This is a genomic window from Roseomonas sp. OT10 (assembly GCF_020991085.1).
GTDB lineage: Bacteria > Pseudomonadota > Alphaproteobacteria > Acetobacterales > Acetobacteraceae > Roseomonas > Roseomonas cutis.
In genome coordinates this window covers 4,322,917-4,341,341 of record NZ_CP087719.1, presented here as the reverse complement: position 1 = coordinate 4,341,341, position 18,425 = coordinate 4,322,917, and the positions used below count along the sequence as shown (strand labels likewise).

Sequence of the window (18,425 nt, the reverse complement as noted above, 5' to 3'; positions counted from 1 at the left end):
GATGCCGCGCACGTCGCGCCCCGCCGGGCTCTCCCGCCGGCAGAGGGATGGCCTCACCTATGCCCTGTTCCTGGCGGGGCCGCTGCTGCTCTATGTCGGCGCCTTCGTCTGGCCGGTGCTGGAGACCATCGACCTCTCCCGCTACAGCTGGGACGGCTTCTCGCCCGAGCGGACCTATGTCGGCCTCGCCAACTACGTGAACCTGCTGGGCGAGCGGCGCTTCCTGGATGCGGCGCTCAACAACGGCAAGTGGCTGGTCTACTACCTGGTGGTGCCGACCGTGGTGGGGCTGGGCCTCGCCCTGCTGCTCGATTCCGACTTCCGCGGCGCCACGGTCTTCCGCACCGTCTTCTTCATCCCCTTCACCATCACCACCGTGGCCGTCGCCTCCACCTGGCGCTGGCTCTACGAGCCCAATGCCGGCGTCATCAACTCCGCCCTGCGTGCCATCGGCCTGGGCGGGCTGGCACAGAACTGGCTGGGCGACCCGCAGATCAACACCTATGCGATCATGCTCGCCTCGCTCTGGGCCTGGAGCGGCTTCACTTTCCTGATCTACTTCGGCGGGCTGCGGAACATCCCCACTGAGCTGGTCGAGGCGGCGCGGATCGACGGCGCCTCCGCCTGGACCATCCTGTGGCGCATCAAGCTGCCCATGCTGCTGCCCTCCACGGTGGTGGTGCTGGGCATCGCCGGGGTGGATTCCATGCGCGTCTTCGACCTGATCTGGGCGATGACCCAGGGCGGGCCGTTCCAGTCCTCCTCCGTGCTCGCGGTGGAGATGTACGAGACCTCCTTCGCGCGCTTCGAGCTGGGAACCGGCGCCGCGGTCGCCGTCTACCTGCTGGCGCTCTCCGCCTTCGTGGTGCTGCCCTACCTCTACGTCATCTCCAGCCGGACGGAGGAGCACCGGGAATGAGCCAGGCCCTGGCCCTTCCGCTGGCGCGCGCCCGGCGGAAGCCGCTGAACCCGGCGAAGGTCCTGCGGATCGCCGCGATCGTGCTGCTGGCGGCGCTCTACCTGACGCCGCTGGTGGTGGTGCTGCTCTCCTCGATCAAGAGCCCGGCCGAGCTGGCGGACGCCCTCACCCTGCCCGCCGGCATCCACACCCGGAACTATGTCCGCGCCTGGGAGCGGATCGGACCGGCCCTGTGGAACAGCGTGCTGATCACCGCGCCGTCCGTCGTGCTCTCCGTCCTGGTCGGCGCCATCGCCGCCTTCCCGCTGTCGCAGATCCGCTTCGTGGGCGGGCGGGTGATCTACTTCCTGCTGCTCGCCGGCATGCTGATCCCGCACCAGATCGTGCAGATCCCGCTCTTCCTCATCATGCGCGGCCTGGGGCTGTACAACACCATCCCCGGCATGTGGCTGGTGCACGTCGCCTACGGCATCCCCTTCTGCACCTTCTTCATGCGCAACTTCTTCACCACCATCCCGCGCTCGATGTTCGAGGCGGCGCAGATCGACGGCTGCGGCCCGGCCGGCTACTTCTTCAAGATCCTGATGCCCGCCTCGCTCTCCGGCCTCGCGACGCTGGCCATCATCCAGAGCCGCTCCGTCTGGAACGACCTGTTCTTCGCCCTGACCCTGACCAGCTCGCCCGACACCCAGCCCGTGCCGATGGCGCTCTACTCCTTCCTGGGCGGCATGGAGGTTGATGAGGGGCCGATCATGGCCGCCACCGTCCTGTCCATGCTGCCCATGCTGATCGTCTTCCTGGCCTTCCAGAAGGCCTTCACCCGCGGTCTGCTGGGAGGCAGCGGCAAATGACCCGAGACCGGAACGCCGCCGTGTGGCGGGCGGTGGAGGAGTGCGCCCCGCGCGCCCTCGCGCTCAGCGACGCGGTCTGGGGCGTGCCGGAGCTGGCCTATGGCGAGACCCGCTCCGCCGCCCTGCACCGCGCGGCGATGGCCGAGGCGGGATTCCGCCTGCACGAAAACCTCGCCGGCATCCCCACCGCGCTGATGGGCGAGGCAGGCGAGGGCGGGCCGGTGATCGCCTTCCTGGGCGAGTTCGACGCCCTGCCCGGGCTGAGCCAGGAGGCGGGCGTCTTCACCCCCAGCCCGCTGGAGCCCGGCGGCAACGGCCATGGCTGCGGCCACAACCTCCTCGGCGCCGGGTCGCTGCTCGCGGCCATGGGCCTCGCCCGCTGGCTGGAACGCGCCGGCCTGCCGGGGCGGGTGCGCACCTACGCCTGCCCCGCCGAGGAGGGCGGCGCCGGCAAGGTCTTCATGGTCCGCGCCGGGGCCTTCGCGGGCTGCGACGTCGCCCTCTCCTGGCACCCGGACGCCTTCGTGCTGGTGGACAAGGCGCGCTCCATCGCCAACCTGCGGGTGGACTACGCCTTCCACGGCCGCACCGCGCATGCCGCTGTGGCGCCGCACCTCGGGCGCAGCGCCATGGATGCGGTGGAGCTGACCAGCATCGGCGTGAACTACCTGCGCGAGCACATGCCCGTGGACGCGCGCATCCACAGCGCGCTGCAGGACAGCGGCACGCGCGCCACCAACGTCGTGCCCGCCTATGCCCGCGTGCGCTACCAGATCCGCTCCGCCACGGTGCAGGACATGCTGGCGCTGGCCGAGCGCGTCCACGACATCGCCCGCGGCGCCGCGCTGATGACCGGGACGCGGCTGGAGATCCTGCCGGAGAGCGGCACCGCCAACCTGCTCGGCAATGCCGTGCTGGAAGGCGCGATGCACGCGGTGATGCAGGCGCTGGGCCCCGTGCCCTTCGACGAGGCGGACCAGGCCATCGCCCGGCAGGTGCAGGCCAGCCTGACCGAGCAGGACATCCGCACCGACTTCGCGCGCTATGGCCTGCCCTACGAACCCGGCCTGGCGCTGTGGGACCGGGTGGCGCCGCTGGACAATCCGGGCGAGCTCTTCCCCGGTTCCACCGATCTCGGCGATGTCAGCTTCACCGTGCCCACGGTGCAGGCGCGCACCGCCACCTACGCCATCGGCACCCCCGGCCATTCCTGGCAGATGGTGGCGCAGGGCAAGTCCACGCTGGCGCACAAGGGCATGGTGCACGTGGCGCAGGTGATGGCCGCGACCGGCGCGGCGCTGATCGCCGAGCCCGCGCTGCTCCAGGCCGCCAGGGACGAGTTCGCCGCCCGGCTGGCGCGGACGCCCTACCTCTGCCCCATGCCGGACAGCGCGGTGCCGCCCGTGCGCGTGGGGCACGCCGAGGGTGGCGCGTTGGGCTGAGCGGGGCTCGCCGAGGGACGCCGCCGGGGGGAAGGCTCCGCCTTGCCCCGCGGACCCCCCATCCGCCAGGAGCAGAGCCCCTGGACCCCCGTTCGCAGACGCGTCGGCACGCCGGGGAGCGTTACCCCCCCCGGCGACTGCGGCCTTTGCTGCTGCTTCCGGCGCCCCGCCTGTCCACGTTTGCTCGGGTGCGGCCCGTCGGCTGACGCAGCCGCGCGAGCCAATCGCCAGCGGGGTCCGGGGCCAGCTTGTGGCCCCGGCGGAGGGGGTATCGGGGCGAGGCGGAGCCTCCCCCGGGGGGCCGCCGCGCAACGCGTAGGCCTCACCCACCGCAGCCGTTATTCCAGCGTGGCGAGGAGTCCCGCCATCAGCCGGGCGCGGGGCACCAGGCTGGCCACCTCGATGTTCTCCGATAGCTGGTGCGCATCGGCGCCGGCAGGGCCCAGCTCGTCGAGGGTGGGTATGCCCAGGGCCCCGGTGAAGTTCCCGTCCGAGCCGCCGAAGGCCGCGTCGTAAGTCAGGTCGAGCCCGATCGACCGCCCCAGCCGTTGTGCGTGTTCCCACAGGGCGATGTCCGCGGTGCTGCGGACCCAGAGCGGCCGCTGCGTCTTGATCCGCACCTCCAGCGCGCCGTCCGGGTCGGCATCGGCGATGGCGCGGATGCGGGCAATGGCCGCGTCCAGCACCTCCGCGGAGCGGGCGGTGCAGACCAGCTCGGCATAGCTCTCCACCGGCACGGTGGCGACGGTCAGGCCGGCGTGCAGGTAGGTGACGGTATAGGCGACGTCGCCGCCGTTCATCGCCTCGATCGCCAGGATGACCCGTGCCATGGCCGCGATGGCGGAACGCCCGGCCTCGCGCTGGATCAGCGCATGGCTCGGCCGGCCGCGTGTCCACAGCCGCAGCCGGCAGCTCGGGAAGCGGCCGGAGACCAGGCGGCCGGCGGATTGCGCGCCCTCGGGCACGAGGACGCAGCGCTGCCCGCGCGCTACGTCCTCGATCAGTGCGCGCGTGGTGGGGCTGCCGGATTCCTCATCCGAGGTGAAGAGGACGCGGACGGGCAGGCGCGTGCCCCATCCGGCGGCGCGAAGCTGGCGTAGCGCCTCCAGCGCCAGGAAGTTGCCGCTCTTCATGTCGAACAGGCCAGGGCCGTAGGCTCGCCCCTCCGCCTCTCGCCAGGGCATCGGGCCGGCCAGGCTGCCGATCGCGTGCACCGTGTCGAGATGGCCCAGGATCAGGATTCCGGGCGAGGCGTCGTCCGGCGCGAAATCCCCCAGCACGCAGTCGCCATGGCCGTCGCGGCCCGGGATGCCGCGGACCTGCGCGCCCATCTGCTGCAGCTCCGTGCCGGCCTGCGCCGTCATCCGGCTGACGGCGGCGCCATCCCAGGACGGGCTCTCGCATTCCACCCAGCGCCGCACGCCTTGCAGGATCGCCCGTTCGTCGAAGGGAAGTCGCTGGATGTCCACGATCGCTCTCCTGCGCCAGCCCCTCGCGAGGGCGACCCGTGTCGTGCGGGGCGCCCGGCCGGCGGCATGCGCATCATGGCCGGGGAGGGGACGGGCGTCAGCCATGGCAGGCCCCATGCCTTGCCCGGCCACCGGGGCGCTTCCGGCGGCACGGCGCGTGCCACAGGATACCACCGGGACGGAGACGCCGCGCCGGTCTGGGGAGAGCAAAACCGCGCGTGCGTGTGCTGCTGGTCGATGTAGAGGGGGATCGCGCCGCGGCCGTGGCTGCCGGGCTGCGGGCGGCCGGCTGCGAGGTCGTCGCCCTGGCCCCGGCGGTGGGCGACCTGACGCGCCAGGTGCGCGAGAGCGGCGCGGAGGTGATCGTCTGCGCGCTCGACGACCCCTCGCGCGACGAGCTGGAGAGCATGCGCGTCCTGCACCAGGACGAGCCGCGCCCCGTCGTGGTCTTCGCGGCACGGGCGGGCACCGACCAGATCGGCGCGGCGCTGGAGGCGGGGGTCGCCGCCTATGTGGTGGAGGGGCTGTCCCCCGACCGGGTGCGGCCGGTGATCGAGGTCGCGATCCTGCGCTTCCGGGCGCATCAGGCGCTGCGGCAGGAGCTGGCCGCGGCGCGTGCCAGCCTGGAGGAGGACCGGCTGGTCAGCGCCGCCAAGGCGCGGCTGATGGAGCGGCACCGGCTGACCGAGGCCGAGGCGCATCGCCGGTTGCGCCGCATGGCGATGGAGCGGCGCCTGCGGATGGCGGCGATGGCGGCCGAGATCATGCGCCTGGGTTAATGATCAAGAATTATGCTGTTTGGATGTTTTTTGTTCATATATATGGGTTAACGAAAATTCTGCCTTTCCGTGCAGCAAAACCCTTGCGCCCGACAGGGCGATAATGCTTTCTCCGCCCCGGGAGCGGTGCGCAACGGCGCGCACCATCCGGCCTCCCAATCCCGATCCTCGCGGTCCAACGGCGGCCCGCTGACCGCCCCTCTCCGGAGGGGCCTGGACAGCCCGTCTTGCCCGACGATCTCGCTCCGCCCCGTCCCGTCCTGCTGCGCGAACGCGGCACCGGCCTGCTGCGGATCGGCTACGTCCCGCTGACCGACGCCGCGCCGCTGGTGGTGGCGGAGGAGCTGGGCATCCTCGCCGCCGCCGGGCTGCGGGTCGCGCTCTCCGCCGAGACCTCCTGGGCCGCGCTGCGCGACAAGATCGCCTTCGGCGGGCTGGATGCGGCGCAGGTGCTGGGGCCGCTGCCGATCGCCCTGGCCTGCGGCCTGGGCGGCGTGCGGCGGCGGCTGAGCATCGGCGCCGGGATGGGGCTGAACGGCAACCGGCTGGTCCTGTCCAACGCGCTGACGGCGGCGCTCGCCCCGGCCGGCGCGCCCGTCACGCCCGCGGCCTTCGCCGCCCTGGCGCGGGCCCAGGCCGAGCCGCTGCGCCTCGCCGTCGTCTTCCCCTTCTCCTCGCACAACTACCTGCTGCGCCACTGGCTGGCGCTGGGCGGGCTCGACCCGGACCGCGACCTGCGCCTCGTTGTCGTGCCGCCCTCCCGCGCGGTGGAGGCGCTGGAGGCCGGGGCGGTGGACGGCTTCTGCGCCGGCGAGCCCTGGGGCAGCCATGCCGCGATCCGCGGCGCCGGTCGCGTGGTGCTGAGCAGCGGCGACATCTGGCCCGGCCATCCCGAGAAGATGCTGGCCTTCGCCGAGGGCTGGGCGGAGCGTGACCCCGACCGCGCCGTCGCCCTGACCGCCGCCGTCATCGCCGCCGCGCGCTGGCTGGACGAGCCCGCCAACCGCGCCGAGGCGGTGGCGATCCTGCACGAGCGCGTCCTGCCCGGCGTGCCGCGCGAGACCATCGCCCTCGCCTTCGCCGGGCTGCTGCCGGACGGCACCCCGCTGGCCGAGGGCGCGCGGCTGCGCTTCCGCCCCGCCACCCTGCCGCGCGCCGCGGCCGCCGCCTGGTGGCTCGGCCAGATGCGGCGCTGGCGCCACATGCCGGAACCCGTCCCGGCCGAGGCGCTCGCCCCCTACGACGACCGGCTGTGGCGCGCCGCCGCCGCCCGCCTCGCCGAAGCCGAACCCACCGAGACCTTCCTCACGGAGCCCCGCGCATGAGCCTCCCGACCCGACCCCTGACCCGCCGGGCCGCCCTCACCGCGACCGCCGCGCTGCTGGCCGCCGCCCGCGCCGCCGCCCCGCGCGGCGCCTTCGCCCAGGGCAGCACCGCGCCCGAGGTGAAGGGCGCGAAGCTCGGCTACATCGCCCTGACCGATGCCGCGCCGCTGATCGTGGCGAAGGAGAAGGGCTTCTTCGCCAAGCATGGCCTGCCCGATGTCGACGTCGCCAAGCAGGCCTCCTGGGGCGCCACGCGCGACAACATCGTGCTGGGCGGCGCCGCGGGCGGCATCGACGGGGCGCACATCCTCTCGCCCATGCCCTACCTGCTGCACACGGGGCGGATCACCCAGAACTCCACCCCCGTGCCGATGGCGATCCTGGCGCGGCTGAACACCAACGGCCAGGGCCTTTCCGTCGGCAACGCGCACAAGCCGCGCGGCGCGAAGCTCGACGCCTCGCCGCTCAAGGGCGTGCTGAACCAGAACAGCAAGGTCGCGATGACCTTCCGCGGCGGCACCCACGACCTGTGGATCCGCTACTGGCTAGCCGCCGCCGGCATCAACCCGGACACGGAGGTGCAGACCATCGTCGTGCCGCCGCCGCAGATGGTGGCGAACATGAAGGTCGGCACCATGGACGCCTTCTGCGTCGGCGAGCCGTGGAACGACCAGCTCGTCAACCAGACCATCGGCTACACCGCCGCCGTCACCGGCGAGCTCTGGAAGGACCATCCGGAGAAGGCGCTGGGGCTGCGTGCCGACTGGGTGGCGGCAAATCCGAAGGCGGCCGAGGCGCTGACGGCGGCGGTGATCGAGGCGCAGCGCTGGTGCGACGCGGACGCCAACAAGGCGGAGATGTGCGCCATCATCGGCAAGCGCGCCTGGTTCAACGTGCCGGTGGCCGACATCCTCAACCGCTCGCGCGGCAACATCGACTACGGCGACGGGCGCAAGGTCGAGGGCTCGCCGCTGCTGATGAAGTTCTGGCGCGACCACGCCTCCTACCCCTTCGCCAGCCACGACCTGTGGTTCCTGACCGAGGACATCCGCTGGGGCGTGCTGCCGGAGAACACCGATACCAGGGCCCTCGTCGCCCAGGTGAACCGCCAGGACATCTGGCGCGCCGCCGCCGAGCGCGCGGGCGTGCCGGCGGGTGAGACCCCGTCCGCCCCCAGCCGCGGCCGCGAGACCTTCTTCGACGGCAAGGTCTTCGATCCGGAGAACCCGGCCGCCTACCTCGCCTCCCAGGGCATCAAGAAGATCGCCGGAGCCTGATGCGATGAACCTCGCGAGCAAGCCCGTCGCGGCCCCGGCCACGGCAACCTCCGCCCCCGCCGTTCCCGCCCTGCCCGGCGCGGCCACGCTGCGGCTGCGCGCCGTCGCGCGCAACGTGGTGCCGCCGCTGGTCGTGCTGCTGGGCTTCCTGCTGGTCTGGCAGGTGCTGTGCAGCCAGCCCGGCGCCAGCCTGCCCAGCCCCACCAAGGTCTGGGCGGATGCGGGCGGGCTCATCACCGATCCGTTCTTCGACAATGGCGGGCTGGACAAGGGGCTGTTCTGGCACGTTCTGGCCAGCCTCTCGCGCGTGGCCATCGGCTTCACCCTCGCGGCCGTCGTCGGCATCGCGGTGGGGATGCTGATCGGCAGCTCGGACTTCGCGATGCGCGGGCTCGACCCGATCTTCCAGGTGCTGCGCACCGTCCCGCCGCTGGCCTGGCTGCCGCTCAGCCTCGCCGCCTTCCGCGAGGCGCAGCCTTCCGCGCTGTTCGTGATCTTCATCACCTCGATCTGGCCGATCATCATCAACACCGCCGTCGGCGTGCGCAACGTGCCGCAGGACTACCGCAACGTCGCCAAGGTGCTGCGGATGAGCCTGCCGGACTGGTTCCTGCGCATCGTCCTGCCCTCCGCCGCGCCCTACATCTTCACCGGGCTGCGCATCGGCGTCGGCCTCTCCTGGCTCGCCATCGTGGCGGCCGAGATGCTGATCGGCGGCGTGGGGATCGGCTTCTTCATCTGGGACGCTTGGAACTCCTCCAACCTCTCGGACATCATCGTGGCGCTGGTCTATGTCGGCCTGGTCGGCTTCGCGCTCGACCGACTGGTGGCCCTCCTCGGCCGCGCCGTCACCCGCGGCACCGCCGCGGCCTGAAGGAGCGCCCGACCATGACCATCACCCCCTTCCTGGAAATCACCCAGCTCTCCATCCGCTTCGGCAACGCCGTCCCCGTGCTGAACGGCGTGGACCTGCGCATCGCCAAGGGCGAGTACATCTCCGTCATCGGCCACTCCGGCTGCGGCAAGTCCACCCTGCTGAACGTGGTGGCCGGGCTGCTGCCGGCGAGCCTGGGCGGCGTGGTGCTGGAGGGCCGCGAGGTCACCCAGCCCGGCCCCGACCGCGCCGTGGTGTTCCAGAACCACAGCCTGCTGCCCTGGCTGACCTGCTACGAGAACGTCCGCCTCGCGGTGGACCGCACCGTGGGCCGGACGATGTCGCGCGCCGAGCGGCACGACTGGACGATGGAGAACATCGCCCTGGTCCGCATGACGCATGCGAAGGACCGCCGCCCGGCGGAGGTCTCGGGCGGCATGAAGCAGCGCATCGGCATCGCGCGCGCGCTGGCCATGAAGCCCTCCGTGCTGCTGCTGGACGAGCCCTTCGGCGCGCTGGACGCGCTGACCCGGGCGCACCTGCAGGACCAGGTGATGGACATCCACGCGCGGCTGGGCACCACGGTGATGATGATCACCCACGACGTGGACGAGGCGGTGCTGCTCTCCGACCGCATCGTGATGCTGACCAACGGCCCCAACGCCACGGTGGGCGAGGTGCTGGAGGTGGACCTGCCGCGCCCGCGCGACCGGCTGGCGCTCGCCTCCGACCCGACCTTCCTCGCGGCGCGCGAGGCGGTGCTGCGCTTCCTGCACGAGCGGCACTCCCTGCCGCAGCGCGACGCGGCGTAAGGGGAGCGCCGGGCCATGCGCGTCCTGGTGGTGGGGGCGGGCCCGGCGGGGGCCCGGGTGGCGGAGCGGGTGGCCGAGCGCGCCGCCGGTGCCGCCGTCACGCTGGTCGGCGAGGAGCCGGCGCTGCCCTATGACCGGGTCGCGCTGGGCCGCGCCCTCTCCGGCGAGGCCGAGGTCGAGGCGCTCATCACCCATCCCTGGGAGAAGCTGCGCGGCCTCGGCATCGCCTATCGCCCCTCCGTGCGGGTCGCGGCCATCGACCGCGCGGCGCGGCAGGCGCTGACGACCAAGGGCGAGGCGATCGGCTACGACCGCCTCGTCCTCGCCACCGGCTCGCGCGCCGTGCGCCTGCCGCTGCCGGGCGCCGACCTGCCGGGGGTGTTCCTCTACCGCACCCTGGCCGACGTGCAGGCGATGGCCCGCGCCGCCGCCGGGTCGCGCCGCGCCGTGGTGGTGGGCGGCGGGCTGCTGGGGCTGGAGGCGGCCGCCTGCCTGGCCAGGCGCGGGCTGCGCGTGACCGTGGTGCATCCGGTGGGCTGGCCCATGGAGCGGCAGCTCTGCCGGACCTCCGGCGGGCTCCTGGCGCGCTGGCTGGCGCGCGGCGGGATCGACTTCGCCATGCCCGCCGCCACCGCCGCCATCGAGGGGGAGGAGCGCGTCACCGGGCTGCGCCTCGTGGACGGGCGGGTGCTGCCGGCGGAGATCGTGGTGCTGGCGGTCGGCGTGCGTCCCGACGCCTCGCTGGCCGCCGCCGCCGGGCTGCCGGTGAACCGCGCCGCGGTGGTGGACGATGCGATGCGCACGGCGGACCCGGACATCCTGGCCGTGGGCGAATGCGCCGAGCACGCCGGCACCGTGGTCGGCCTCGTCGCCCCCGCGCTCGCCATGGCGGAGGCGGCCGCCTGGACCGTCGCGGGCGAGGCGCGCGGCTACGTGCCGAAGACCGACGCCGCGGCGCTGAAGGTCTCCGGCGTCGCCGTCTGGTCCGGCGGCGAGGTGGCGCCGAAGGATGCCGAGGAGCTGACCGCCCAGGACCCGGGCGCGGGGCATTTCCGCCGCTTCTGGCTGCGCGACGGCCGGCTGGTGGGCGCCGTGCTCTACGGCGATGCCGGGGATGCCGGCTTCTACCTCGACCTCATCGCGAGCGGGCGCGCCGTCGGCGCCGACCGCGCGGGGCTGGCACTCGGCCCCGACTACCTGGAGCAGGCGGCATGACCAATCCGTTCAGCGACGAGCAGCAGAACTACCTCAAGGGCTTCATGGCGGGCGTCGAGGCCCGGCGCGGCAGCCTGATCCCGGCGGGCGCGGGCGGCGCGGCCGGCGGCGCGCCGCCCGACGCGATGCGCGCGGCGCAGGACGCGGCCATCGCCAGGGGCGGCAAGCTGACGCCCGAGGAGAAGGCCAAGCGCGAGAAGCACCCGCTGGACCGCTGGGACGAGGTCGTGGCGCGCGCGGCGCAGGACAAGTTCCCGCACGGCGTCGACAACCTGCTGACCCGCTGGCACGGGCTGTTCTATGTCGGCCCGACGCAGGACGCCTTCATGTGCCGCCTGCGCATCCCCGGCGGCTACCTCACCACGCACCAGTCCCGCGGCATCGCGACCATCGCGGAGGAATGCGGCGGCGGCTACGCGGACGCCACCAACCGCTGCAACCTCCAGATCCGCCAGATCCCCGCCCGCAAGGGGCCGGAGGTGATCGAGCGGCTGGGCGAGATCGGCATCCTGCCCAAGGGCACGGGCGCGGACAACATCCGCAACATCTCGGCGACGCCCACGGCGGGGATCGACCCGCACGAGATCATCGACGTGCGCCCCGTGGTGCGGGCGCTGCACTTCCATATCCTGCACACGCGCGACCTGTTCGGCCTGCCGCGCAAGTTCAACATCTCCTTCGACGGCGGCGGGCGCATCCCCGTGCTGGAGGACACCGCCGACGTGGCCTTCACCGCCGTGCGGGTGGAAGGGGAGCCGATGTTCCGCCTGGCGCTCGGCGGCATCACCGGGCACCGGGACTTCGCCCGCGACACGGGCGTGGTGCTGCCGCCGGACGATGCGGTGAAGGTCTCCGACGCCATCCTGCGCGTGTTCCTGGCCCATGGCGACCGCACGGACCGCCGGAAGGCGCGGCTGAAATACGTGCTCGACGCCTGGGGCTTCGAGAAGTTCATCGCCGAGGTGGAGGCGTTGCTCGGCGCGCCCCTGCGCCGGGCGGAGAACATCGTGGACTTCTCGGCCCAGGAGAAGCACGGCCATCTGGGCGTGCACGACCAGAAGCAGGAGGGGTTGCAGTATATCGGCCTGACCCTGCCGATGGCGCGCATGACGGTGGAGCGGATGCGCGGCATCGCCGACCTCGCCGACCGCTTCGGCTCCGGCCACCTGCGCCTGACGCCCTGGCAGAACGTGCTGATCATCGACATCCCCCGCGAGCGGATGCCGGACGTGCAGGCGGGCATCGCCGCCCTCGGCCTGGGCTGGGAGGCGAGCCATGTCCGGGGCGGGCTCGTCGCCTGCACCGGCGCGGCCGGCTGCAAGTTCGCCGCCAGCCACACCAAGCAGCACGGCGCCGCGCTGACCGACTACCTGGACGAGCGCATCGTCGTCAGCCAGCCGGTGAACATCCACCTGACCGGCTGCCACAACTCCTGCGCCCAGCACTACATCGGCGATATCGGCCTGATCGGCGCCAAGGTGGAGCGCGGCGAGGAGGAGGTGGAGGGCTACGACCTCCACGTGGGCGGCGGCGCCGGGTCGCAGCAGCGCATCGGCCGGCTGATCCGCCCCAAGGTGGCCCATGACGAGCTGGGCCCGATGGTGCTGGCCCTGCTGCGCGCCTGGCAGGAGGAGGCCCCGGAGGCCTCCTTCCACGACTTCACCGCCCGCCACGACGAGGCGCATCTGCGCGCCATCGCGGAGTCCGCCGCATGAACGCCGTGATCCCCCAGGCCTTCGGCCAGCCCGCCCCCGTGCCGGTGATTCCGGAGACCGCGCCCTTCTCGGCCGAGCAGCGCGCCTGGCTGAACGGCTTCCTCGCCGGGCTCTACGGCGGCGCGGCGGGGGCGACCGACGCCATCTCCGTCGGCGCGACGCCGGTCGAGGAGGAGGAGGACTTCCCCTGGCACGACCCTGCGCTGGGGCTGGAGGAGCGGCTGACGCTCGCCGAGGGCAAGCCGCAGAAGCGGCGGCTGATGGCGGCGATGGCGCAGCTCGACTGCGGCCAGTGCGGCTATGTCTGCCAGACCTATTCCGAGGCGCTGGCGGCGGGGACGGAATCCTCGCTCTCCCTCTGCGTCCCCGGCGGCCGGGCGACGCAGAAGGCGCTGAAGGCCCTGATGGCGGAAGCCCCGGCCGCCGCCCCCAAGGCCCCGCCGAAGCCGACCGGCCCGGTGCTCACGCCGATCCGCCTGCTCGACGCGCGCCCCGTCTCCGGCGAGGGCTCGGCCAAGGACGTGCGCAACGTCGTGCTGGATCTGGGCGAGAGCGGGCTGCGCTACCTGCCCGGCGACAGCCTCGGCCTGCTGGCGCCCAACGATCCGGCGCTGGTCGCGGGTTGCCTCGCCGCGCTCGGCGCGACGGGCGAGGAGCCGGTGCCCTGCCCGGATGGCGAGGCGCGGCCGCTGCGCGAGGCCTTCCTCACCCACCTCGCCATCTCCCGCCCGCTGGACCGCACCTTCGACCTGCTGGCCGGGGCGGCGAAGGACGCGACGGAGGCCGCGGCGCTGCGCAAGCTGGCCGATGGCGACGACGATGCGGAGCCGCAGGATGCCGACCTGCTCGACCTGCTGGAGCACTTCCCCTCCGCGCGGCCGCCGCTGGTCGATCTCGCGGCCTCGCTGCCGGGCCTGAAGCCGCGGCTCTACTCCATCGCCTCCTCGCCGCTGGCGGTGCCGGGGCGGGTGGAGCTGTGCGTCTCCGTGGTGACGGCGGCGCGGCGCGGACGGGTGCGCCAGGGCGTGGCCTCCACCCATCTGGGCTTCCGCGCCCTCCCGCTGGGCGATTCCGGCACGCACACCCTGCCCGGCGACAAGGAGCGCGTGCTGCCCGACGGCGCCCTGCTCCCCGCCTACATGCAGGAGAGCCATTTCCGCCTGCCCGACGATCCCGCCACGCCCGTCATCATGTGCGGCCCGGGGACGGGCATCGCGCCCTTCCGCGCCTTCCTCCAGCACCGCGCGGCGCAGGGGATCAAGGGGCGCACCTGGCTGTTCTTCGGCGACCAGCGTTCGGCGACCGACTTCCTCTTCGCCGACGAGATCGAGGCGTGGCGTCAGGACGGCACGCTGGAGCGCCTCTCGCTCGCCTGGTCGCGCGACCAGGCGCGCAAGGTCTACGTGCAGGACCGGATGAAGGAGGAGGGCGCGGACCTGTGGCGCTGGCTGCAGGAGGGCGGGCGCTTCTACATCTGCGGCGACGCCTCGCGCATGGCGAAGGACGTGGACACGGCGCTGCGCGAGATCGCGATGCGCGAGGGCCGGATGGATGCCGACCAGGCGCGCGACTGGATCGTGGCGCTGGCCCGCCAGGGCCGCTACCAGCGCGACGTGTACTGAGATGGACGCCCTCTCCCCCGTGCCGCCCACCCGGACCACCTGTCCCTACTGCGGCGTGGGCTGCGGCGTGCTGGCGACGCCGGACGGCCGCCCCGTGGCGGGCGATGCGGCGCATCCGGCCAATGGCGGGCGGCTGTGCAGCAAGGGCGCCTCGCTCGCCGAGACGATCGGGCTGGAGGACCGGCTGCTGCACCCGGAGGTGAACGGCCGGCGCGCCTCCTGGGACGCCGCGCTGGACGCGGTGGCCGAGGGCTTTTCCCGCGCGAAGGAGACGCATGGCGCGGACGGGACGGCGCTCTACGTCTCGGGGCAGTTGCTGACCGAGGACTACTACGCCGCCAACAAGCTGGCGAAGGGCGTGCTGGGCACGGCCAACATCGACAGCAACTCGCGCCTGTGCATGGCGAGCGCGGTGGTCGCGCACACCCGCGCCTTCAGCGAGGACCTGGTCCCTGGCCTCTACGAGGATCTGGAGCTGGCCGATCTCGTCGTGCTGGTCGGCAGCAACCTCGCCTGGTGCCACCCGGTGCTGCACCAGCGGCTGCTGGCGGCGCAGGCGGCGCGCCCGGGGATGCGGGTGGCCGTGGTGGACCCCCGCCGCACCGCGAGCTGCGAGGGTGCGGCGCTGCACCTGCCGCTGCGCCCCGGCAGCGACGTCGCGCTCTTCGCCGGGCTGCTGGCGCATCTGGACGCGGCCGGCCACGCGGATGCGGGCTTCGTCGCCGGCCGCACCACGGGCGCGGCGGAGGCGTTGGCCGAGGCGCACCGCCTCGCCCCCGAGGTGCCGGCGCTGACCGGGCTCGACCCCGCGCTGCTCGAACGCTTCTACACGCTCTTCGCCGCCACCCCGCGCGTGGTCACGCTGTGGAGCCAGGGGGTCAACCAGTCCTCCGCCGGCACGGACAAGGCGAACGCGATCATCAACCTCCACCTCCTCACCGGCCGGATCGGCGCGCCGGGGACGGGGCCGTTCAGCATCACCGGCCAGCCCAACGCCATGGGCGGGCGCGAGGTCGGCGCGCTGTCCACCATGCTCGCCGCCCATCTGCGCTGGGACCGGCCGGAGGAGGTGGACCTCCTGCGCGGCTACTGGAACGCCCCCGCCCTGCCGGCGGGGCCGGGGCTCAAGGCCGTGGACCTGTTCGCGGCGCTGGGCGCGGGGCGCATCGGCGCGCTGTGGGTGATGGGCACCAACCCCGCCGTCTCCCTGCCGCGGGGCGACACCGTGCGGGCGGCGCTGCGGCACGCCCCTTTCCTCGTCGTCTCCGAGGTCTCGCGCCGGGCGGAGACGCTGGAATTCGCGCATGTCCGCCTCCCCGCCCTGGGCTGGGGCGAGAAGGACGGCACCGTCACCAACAGCGAACGCGTCATCTCCCGCCAGCGCCGCTTCCTGCCCTGGCCGGGCGAGGCGAAGCCGGACTGGTGGATCGTGGCCCAGGTCGCAAGGCGGCTCGGCCATGCCGGGGGCTTCGGCTGGTCCGGCCCGGCCGACATCTTCCGCGAGCACGCGGCGCTGTCCGGCCTGGGTCGCGGGAAGGGGGGCGATGCCGGGACGCGGCGCTTCGACATCTCCGCCCTCGCGGCGCTGGACGCGGCCGGCTACGACGCCCTGCCGCCGACCCGCTGGCCCTGCCCCGCCGCCGGTCCCGCCCCCGCCCGGCTGCTGGGCGCGGAGGACCCCGTCGCCGCCCGGCTGCGCTTCGTCCCCACCCCCTTCCGCGCCCCGGCCGAGGCGGTCTCGGACGCCTATCCGTTGCGGCTGCTGACCGGGCGGTTGCGTGACCAGTGGCACACCATGACCCGCACCGGCGGCGTGCCGCGCCTGATGGCGCAATCGCCCGAGCCGCTGCTGACGCTCCATCCCGGAGATGCCCCCGCCCCCGAGGGCGCGCTGGTGCGGGTGGAGAGCGCGCATGGCCGCGCCGTGCTGCGCCTGAAGCTGGACCCCGGAATGCAGCCCGGCTGCGCCTTCGCGCCGATGCACTGGACGGCGCATTTCGCCCCCGCCGCGCGGGTGAACGCGGCCATGGGCGGCACCCCCGACCCGCACAGCGGCCAGCCGGAGCTGAAGCACGTCCCCCTGCGCGTCGCCGCCTTCGGCACCCGGTGGCAGGGCTTCGTCATCGCCCGCGAGCGGCTGGGCGCCGACCTCGCCCCCTGGTGCGCCGTCGCGCCCGTCGAAGGCGGCTGGCGGCACGAGCTGGCGGGTGAGGACAGCCCGGCCGAGGCCTTCGCCCGCCTGCGCGCCCTGCTCCCCGGCGAGGACGAGGCGTGGCTGAGCCTGGAGGACGCGGCCGCCGGGCTGCACCGTGCCGTCCTGCTGGACGGCGACCGGCTGGTGGCGGCGCTCGCCGTGGGCACGGGCGAAGCCCTGCCGCCGCGCGACTGGCTGGCCTCGCTGCTCGGCGGCGGCGTGCCGGCGGGGCGGCGGCTGGCGGTGCTGGCCGGGCGGCCGGCGGGCGGGCCGCCGCCCTCGCCCACCATCTGCGTCTGCCACTCCGTCCGCGCCGCGACCATCGAGGCGGCCATCGCCGGGGGCTGCCGCAGCGTGGCCGCCGTGGGCGAGGCGACGAAGGCGGGCACCAATTGCGGCGCCTGCCGGCCGGAGATCGCGGCCATTCTTTCCGCCGTCCGCCCGCCCGTGCCAGAACCCGCCTGATGCGCCACTTCCCCGCCTTCCTCGACCTGTCGGGCCGGACCGTGCTGCTGCTCGGCGCGGGCGAGGCGCTGGAGGCCAAGGCGCGGCTGGTCGCCGCCGCCGGGGGCGTGGCACGGGAGGCAGGGCAGTTCTCGCCCGACCTGCTGGAAGGCTGCGCCGCCGCCTTCGCCGCCGGGGCGGAGGAGGCGGACCTCCTCGCCCTGTCGCGGGAGGCGCAGGCGCGCGGCGTGCCGGTGAACGTGGTGGACCGGCCGGAGCTGTCCTCTTTCATCACCCCCGCCATCGTGGAGCGCGGGCCGGTGACGGTCGGCATCTCCACCGGCGGCGCCGCGCCCGTGCTGGCGCGGCTGCTGCGCCAGCGGATCGAGGCGGTGCTGCCGCCCGGGATCGCCGCGCTGGGGGAGCTTGCCGAACGCTTCCGGCACGCCGTCCGCCGCGCCCTGCCGGAGACGGGCGCCCGCCGCCGCTTCCTGGAGCGGGTGCTGGCCGGGCCGGTGGCGGAACTGGCCGTCGCGGGCCGCGTGGCGGAGGCCGAAGCCGGCTTCGCCCGGGCCCTCGCCGACCACGACGGCGGGGCGGCGGGCTTCGTGCACCTGGTCGGCGCCGGGCCGGGAGCGGCCGACCTGCTGACGCTCCGCGCCCTGCGCGTGCTGGGGGAGGCGGACGTGGTGGTGCACGACCGGCTGGTGCCCCAGGAGGTGCTGGACCTGGCCCGCCGCGATGCCCGCCGCATCTTCGTCGGCAAGGCCCGGGCCAACCACTGCGTGCCGCAGGAGGGGATCAACGCGCTGCTGGTCGATCTTGGCCGGCAGGGGTTGCGCGTCGTGCGGCTGAAGGGCGGCGACCCCTTCGTCTTCGGCCGTGGCGGCGAGGAGGCGGAGGCGCTGGCCGAGGCGGGCATCCCCTTCGAGGTGATCCCCGGCGTCACCGCTGCCCTGGCCTGTGGCGCCGCCACGGGCATACCGCTGACCCACCGCGACTGCGCCCAGGCGCTGGTGCTGGCCACCGGGCACACGCGCAACGGCGAGGTCGGGCTGGACTTCGCCGCCCTCGCCCGGCCGGGCCACACGCTGGCGGTCTACATGGGCGTCTCGACGCTGGGCCGGGTGCGCGACGGGCTGGTGGAGGCGGGGCTCGACCCCGCCACCCCGGCGGCGCTGGTGGAGAATGGCGGCATGGCCAGCCAGCGCCTGCTGACCGGCACCCTGACCGAGGTTGCCGCCCGGGGGCCCGGCTGGAGCGCGGGCGGCCCCGCCCTGCTGCTGGTGGGGGAGGCGGTGGCGCGCCGGGCCGGCCGCGTCCCGGCCATGGAACTGGCCCGCACGGCCTGAGGCCAGCGCGGCGATCCGTCGCCGGATGGCCGTTGGCCCATCGGGTGGCGAACCGGGCGGGACGCGGGATTGCACTTCGAGGTCAGTTGTCCTAGAAGCTTTTTAGGACAAATGCCCCAGGAGGGGCGGACGGAC

At 73.9% G+C, this 18,425-nt stretch carries 14 protein-coding genes; 13 read left to right on the top strand and 1 reads right to left on the bottom strand.

The genetic code is table 11. The features are described from left to right. The first annotated feature begins 1 nt into the window (after position 1). From LPC08_RS19750 to LPC08_RS19740, 3 genes are read left to right on the top strand one after another with little or no spacing between them, the layout of a single operon-like run. Positions 2-919: a carbohydrate ABC transporter permease gene (locus LPC08_RS19750; RefSeq protein WP_230449943.1), complete on the top strand. Its 918-nt coding sequence runs from the start codon at positions 2-4 to the stop codon at positions 917-919. After that, positions 916-1,770 (top strand): carbohydrate ABC transporter permease, encoded by an 855-nt coding sequence (locus LPC08_RS19745; protein WP_230449942.1) that lies wholly within the window; start codon positions 916-918, stop codon positions 1,768-1,770. The genes LPC08_RS19750 and LPC08_RS19745 overlap by 4 nt, the downstream gene beginning before the upstream one ends. Beyond that, complete coding sequence (locus LPC08_RS19740; protein ID WP_230449941.1) at positions 1,767-3,212, top strand: amidohydrolase; 1,446 nt, start codon at positions 1,767-1,769, stop codon at positions 3,210-3,212. Before LPC08_RS19745 ends, LPC08_RS19740 begins: the two co-directional genes overlap by 4 nt. Positions 3,213-3,550: 338 nt before the next feature. On the opposite strand, the gene LPC08_RS19735 is transcribed toward LPC08_RS19740, so the two are convergent. Then, positions 3,551-4,681, bottom strand: coding sequence for a M20/M25/M40 family metallo-hydrolase (locus LPC08_RS19735; protein ID WP_230449940.1), 1,131 nt, complete (start codon positions 4,679-4,681; stop codon positions 3,551-3,553). Between the two features lie 218 nt (positions 4,682-4,899). On the opposite strand from LPC08_RS19735, the gene LPC08_RS19730 reads away from it, so the two are divergent. The 10 genes from LPC08_RS19730 (at position 4,900) to cysG (ending at position 18,290) form a co-directional block, all read left to right on the top strand. After that, a complete protein-coding gene (locus tag LPC08_RS19730) occupies positions 4,900-5,460 on the top strand; it encodes an ANTAR domain-containing response regulator (RefSeq protein ID WP_230449939.1) in 561 nt (186 codons plus the stop codon). Positions 5,461-5,687: 227 nt separating this feature from the next. Next, complete coding sequence (locus tag LPC08_RS19725; RefSeq protein ID WP_230449938.1) at positions 5,688-6,785, top strand: CmpA/NrtA family ABC transporter substrate-binding protein; 1,098 nt, start codon at positions 5,688-5,690, stop codon at positions 6,783-6,785. Continuing rightward, positions 6,782-8,062 (top strand): CmpA/NrtA family ABC transporter substrate-binding protein, encoded by a 1,281-nt coding sequence (locus tag LPC08_RS19720; protein ID WP_255702288.1) that lies wholly within the window; start codon positions 6,782-6,784, stop codon positions 8,060-8,062. Before LPC08_RS19725 ends, LPC08_RS19720 begins: the two co-directional genes overlap by 4 nt. Before the next feature lie 4 nt (positions 8,063-8,066). Beyond that, a complete protein-coding gene (gene ntrB / locus LPC08_RS19715; protein ID WP_230449937.1) occupies positions 8,067-8,936 on the top strand; it encodes a nitrate ABC transporter permease in 870 nt (289 codons plus the stop codon). A 14-nt stretch (positions 8,937-8,950) separates the two neighbouring features. Further along, complete coding sequence (locus LPC08_RS19710) at positions 8,951-9,748, top strand: ABC transporter ATP-binding protein (protein WP_230449936.1); 798 nt, start codon at positions 8,951-8,953, stop codon at positions 9,746-9,748. Positions 9,749-9,763: 15 nt separating this feature from the next. Then, positions 9,764-10,963 (top strand): NAD(P)/FAD-dependent oxidoreductase, encoded by a 1,200-nt coding sequence (locus tag LPC08_RS19705; RefSeq protein ID WP_230449935.1) that lies wholly within the window; start codon positions 9,764-9,766, stop codon positions 10,961-10,963. Further along, complete coding sequence (locus LPC08_RS19700; protein WP_230449934.1) at positions 10,960-12,678, top strand: NirA family protein; 1,719 nt, start codon at positions 10,960-10,962, stop codon at positions 12,676-12,678. The genes LPC08_RS19705 and LPC08_RS19700 overlap by 4 nt, the downstream gene beginning before the upstream one ends. Next, positions 12,675-14,300 carry a sulfite reductase subunit alpha gene (locus LPC08_RS19695; RefSeq protein WP_230449933.1) on the top strand — a complete coding sequence of 542 codons (1,626 nt, stop codon included), beginning with the start codon at positions 12,675-12,677 and terminating at the stop codon, positions 14,298-14,300. Before LPC08_RS19700 ends, LPC08_RS19695 begins: the two co-directional genes overlap by 4 nt. Before the next feature lies 1 nt (position 14,301). Next, positions 14,302-16,959 (top strand): nitrate reductase, encoded by a 2,658-nt coding sequence (locus LPC08_RS19690; protein WP_230449932.1) that lies wholly within the window; start codon positions 14,302-14,304, stop codon positions 16,957-16,959. Next, complete coding sequence (gene cysG, locus LPC08_RS19685) at positions 16,959-18,290, top strand: siroheme synthase CysG (RefSeq protein ID WP_230449931.1); 1,332 nt, start codon at positions 16,959-16,961, stop codon at positions 18,288-18,290. Before LPC08_RS19690 ends, cysG begins: the two co-directional genes overlap by 1 nt. The last annotated feature ends 135 nt before the right edge of the window (positions 18,291-18,425 follow it).

Excerpts from the sequence above, each read along its gene's own strand:
- LPC08_RS19750 (WP_230449943.1), top strand. The coding sequence starts at position 2 with ATGCCGCGCACGTCGCGCCCCGCCGGGCTCTCCCGCCGGCAGAGGGAT.
- LPC08_RS19745 (WP_230449942.1), top strand. The coding sequence starts at position 916 with ATGAGCCAGGCCCTGGCCCTTCCGCTGGCGCGCGCCCGGCGGAAGCCG.
- LPC08_RS19740 (WP_230449941.1), top strand. The coding sequence starts at position 1,767 with ATGACCCGAGACCGGAACGCCGCCGTGTGGCGGGCGGTGGAGGAGTGC.
- LPC08_RS19720 (WP_255702288.1), top strand. The coding sequence starts at position 6,782 with ATGAGCCTCCCGACCCGACCCCTGACCCGCCGGGCCGCCCTCACCGCG.
- ntrB (WP_230449937.1), top strand. The coding sequence starts at position 8,067 with ATGAACCTCGCGAGCAAGCCCGTCGCGGCCCCGGCCACGGCAACCTCC.
- LPC08_RS19710 (WP_230449936.1), top strand. The coding sequence starts at position 8,951 with ATGACCATCACCCCCTTCCTGGAAATCACCCAGCTCTCCATCCGCTTC.
- LPC08_RS19705 (WP_230449935.1), top strand. The coding sequence starts at position 9,764 with ATGCGCGTCCTGGTGGTGGGGGCGGGCCCGGCGGGGGCCCGGGTGGCG.
- LPC08_RS19700 (WP_230449934.1), top strand. The coding sequence starts at position 10,960 with ATGACCAATCCGTTCAGCGACGAGCAGCAGAACTACCTCAAGGGCTTC.
- LPC08_RS19695 (WP_230449933.1), top strand. The coding sequence starts at position 12,675 with ATGAACGCCGTGATCCCCCAGGCCTTCGGCCAGCCCGCCCCCGTGCCG.
- LPC08_RS19690 (WP_230449932.1), top strand. The coding sequence starts at position 14,302 with ATGGACGCCCTCTCCCCCGTGCCGCCCACCCGGACCACCTGTCCCTAC.
- cysG (WP_230449931.1), top strand. The coding sequence starts at position 16,959 with ATGCGCCACTTCCCCGCCTTCCTCGACCTGTCGGGCCGGACCGTGCTG.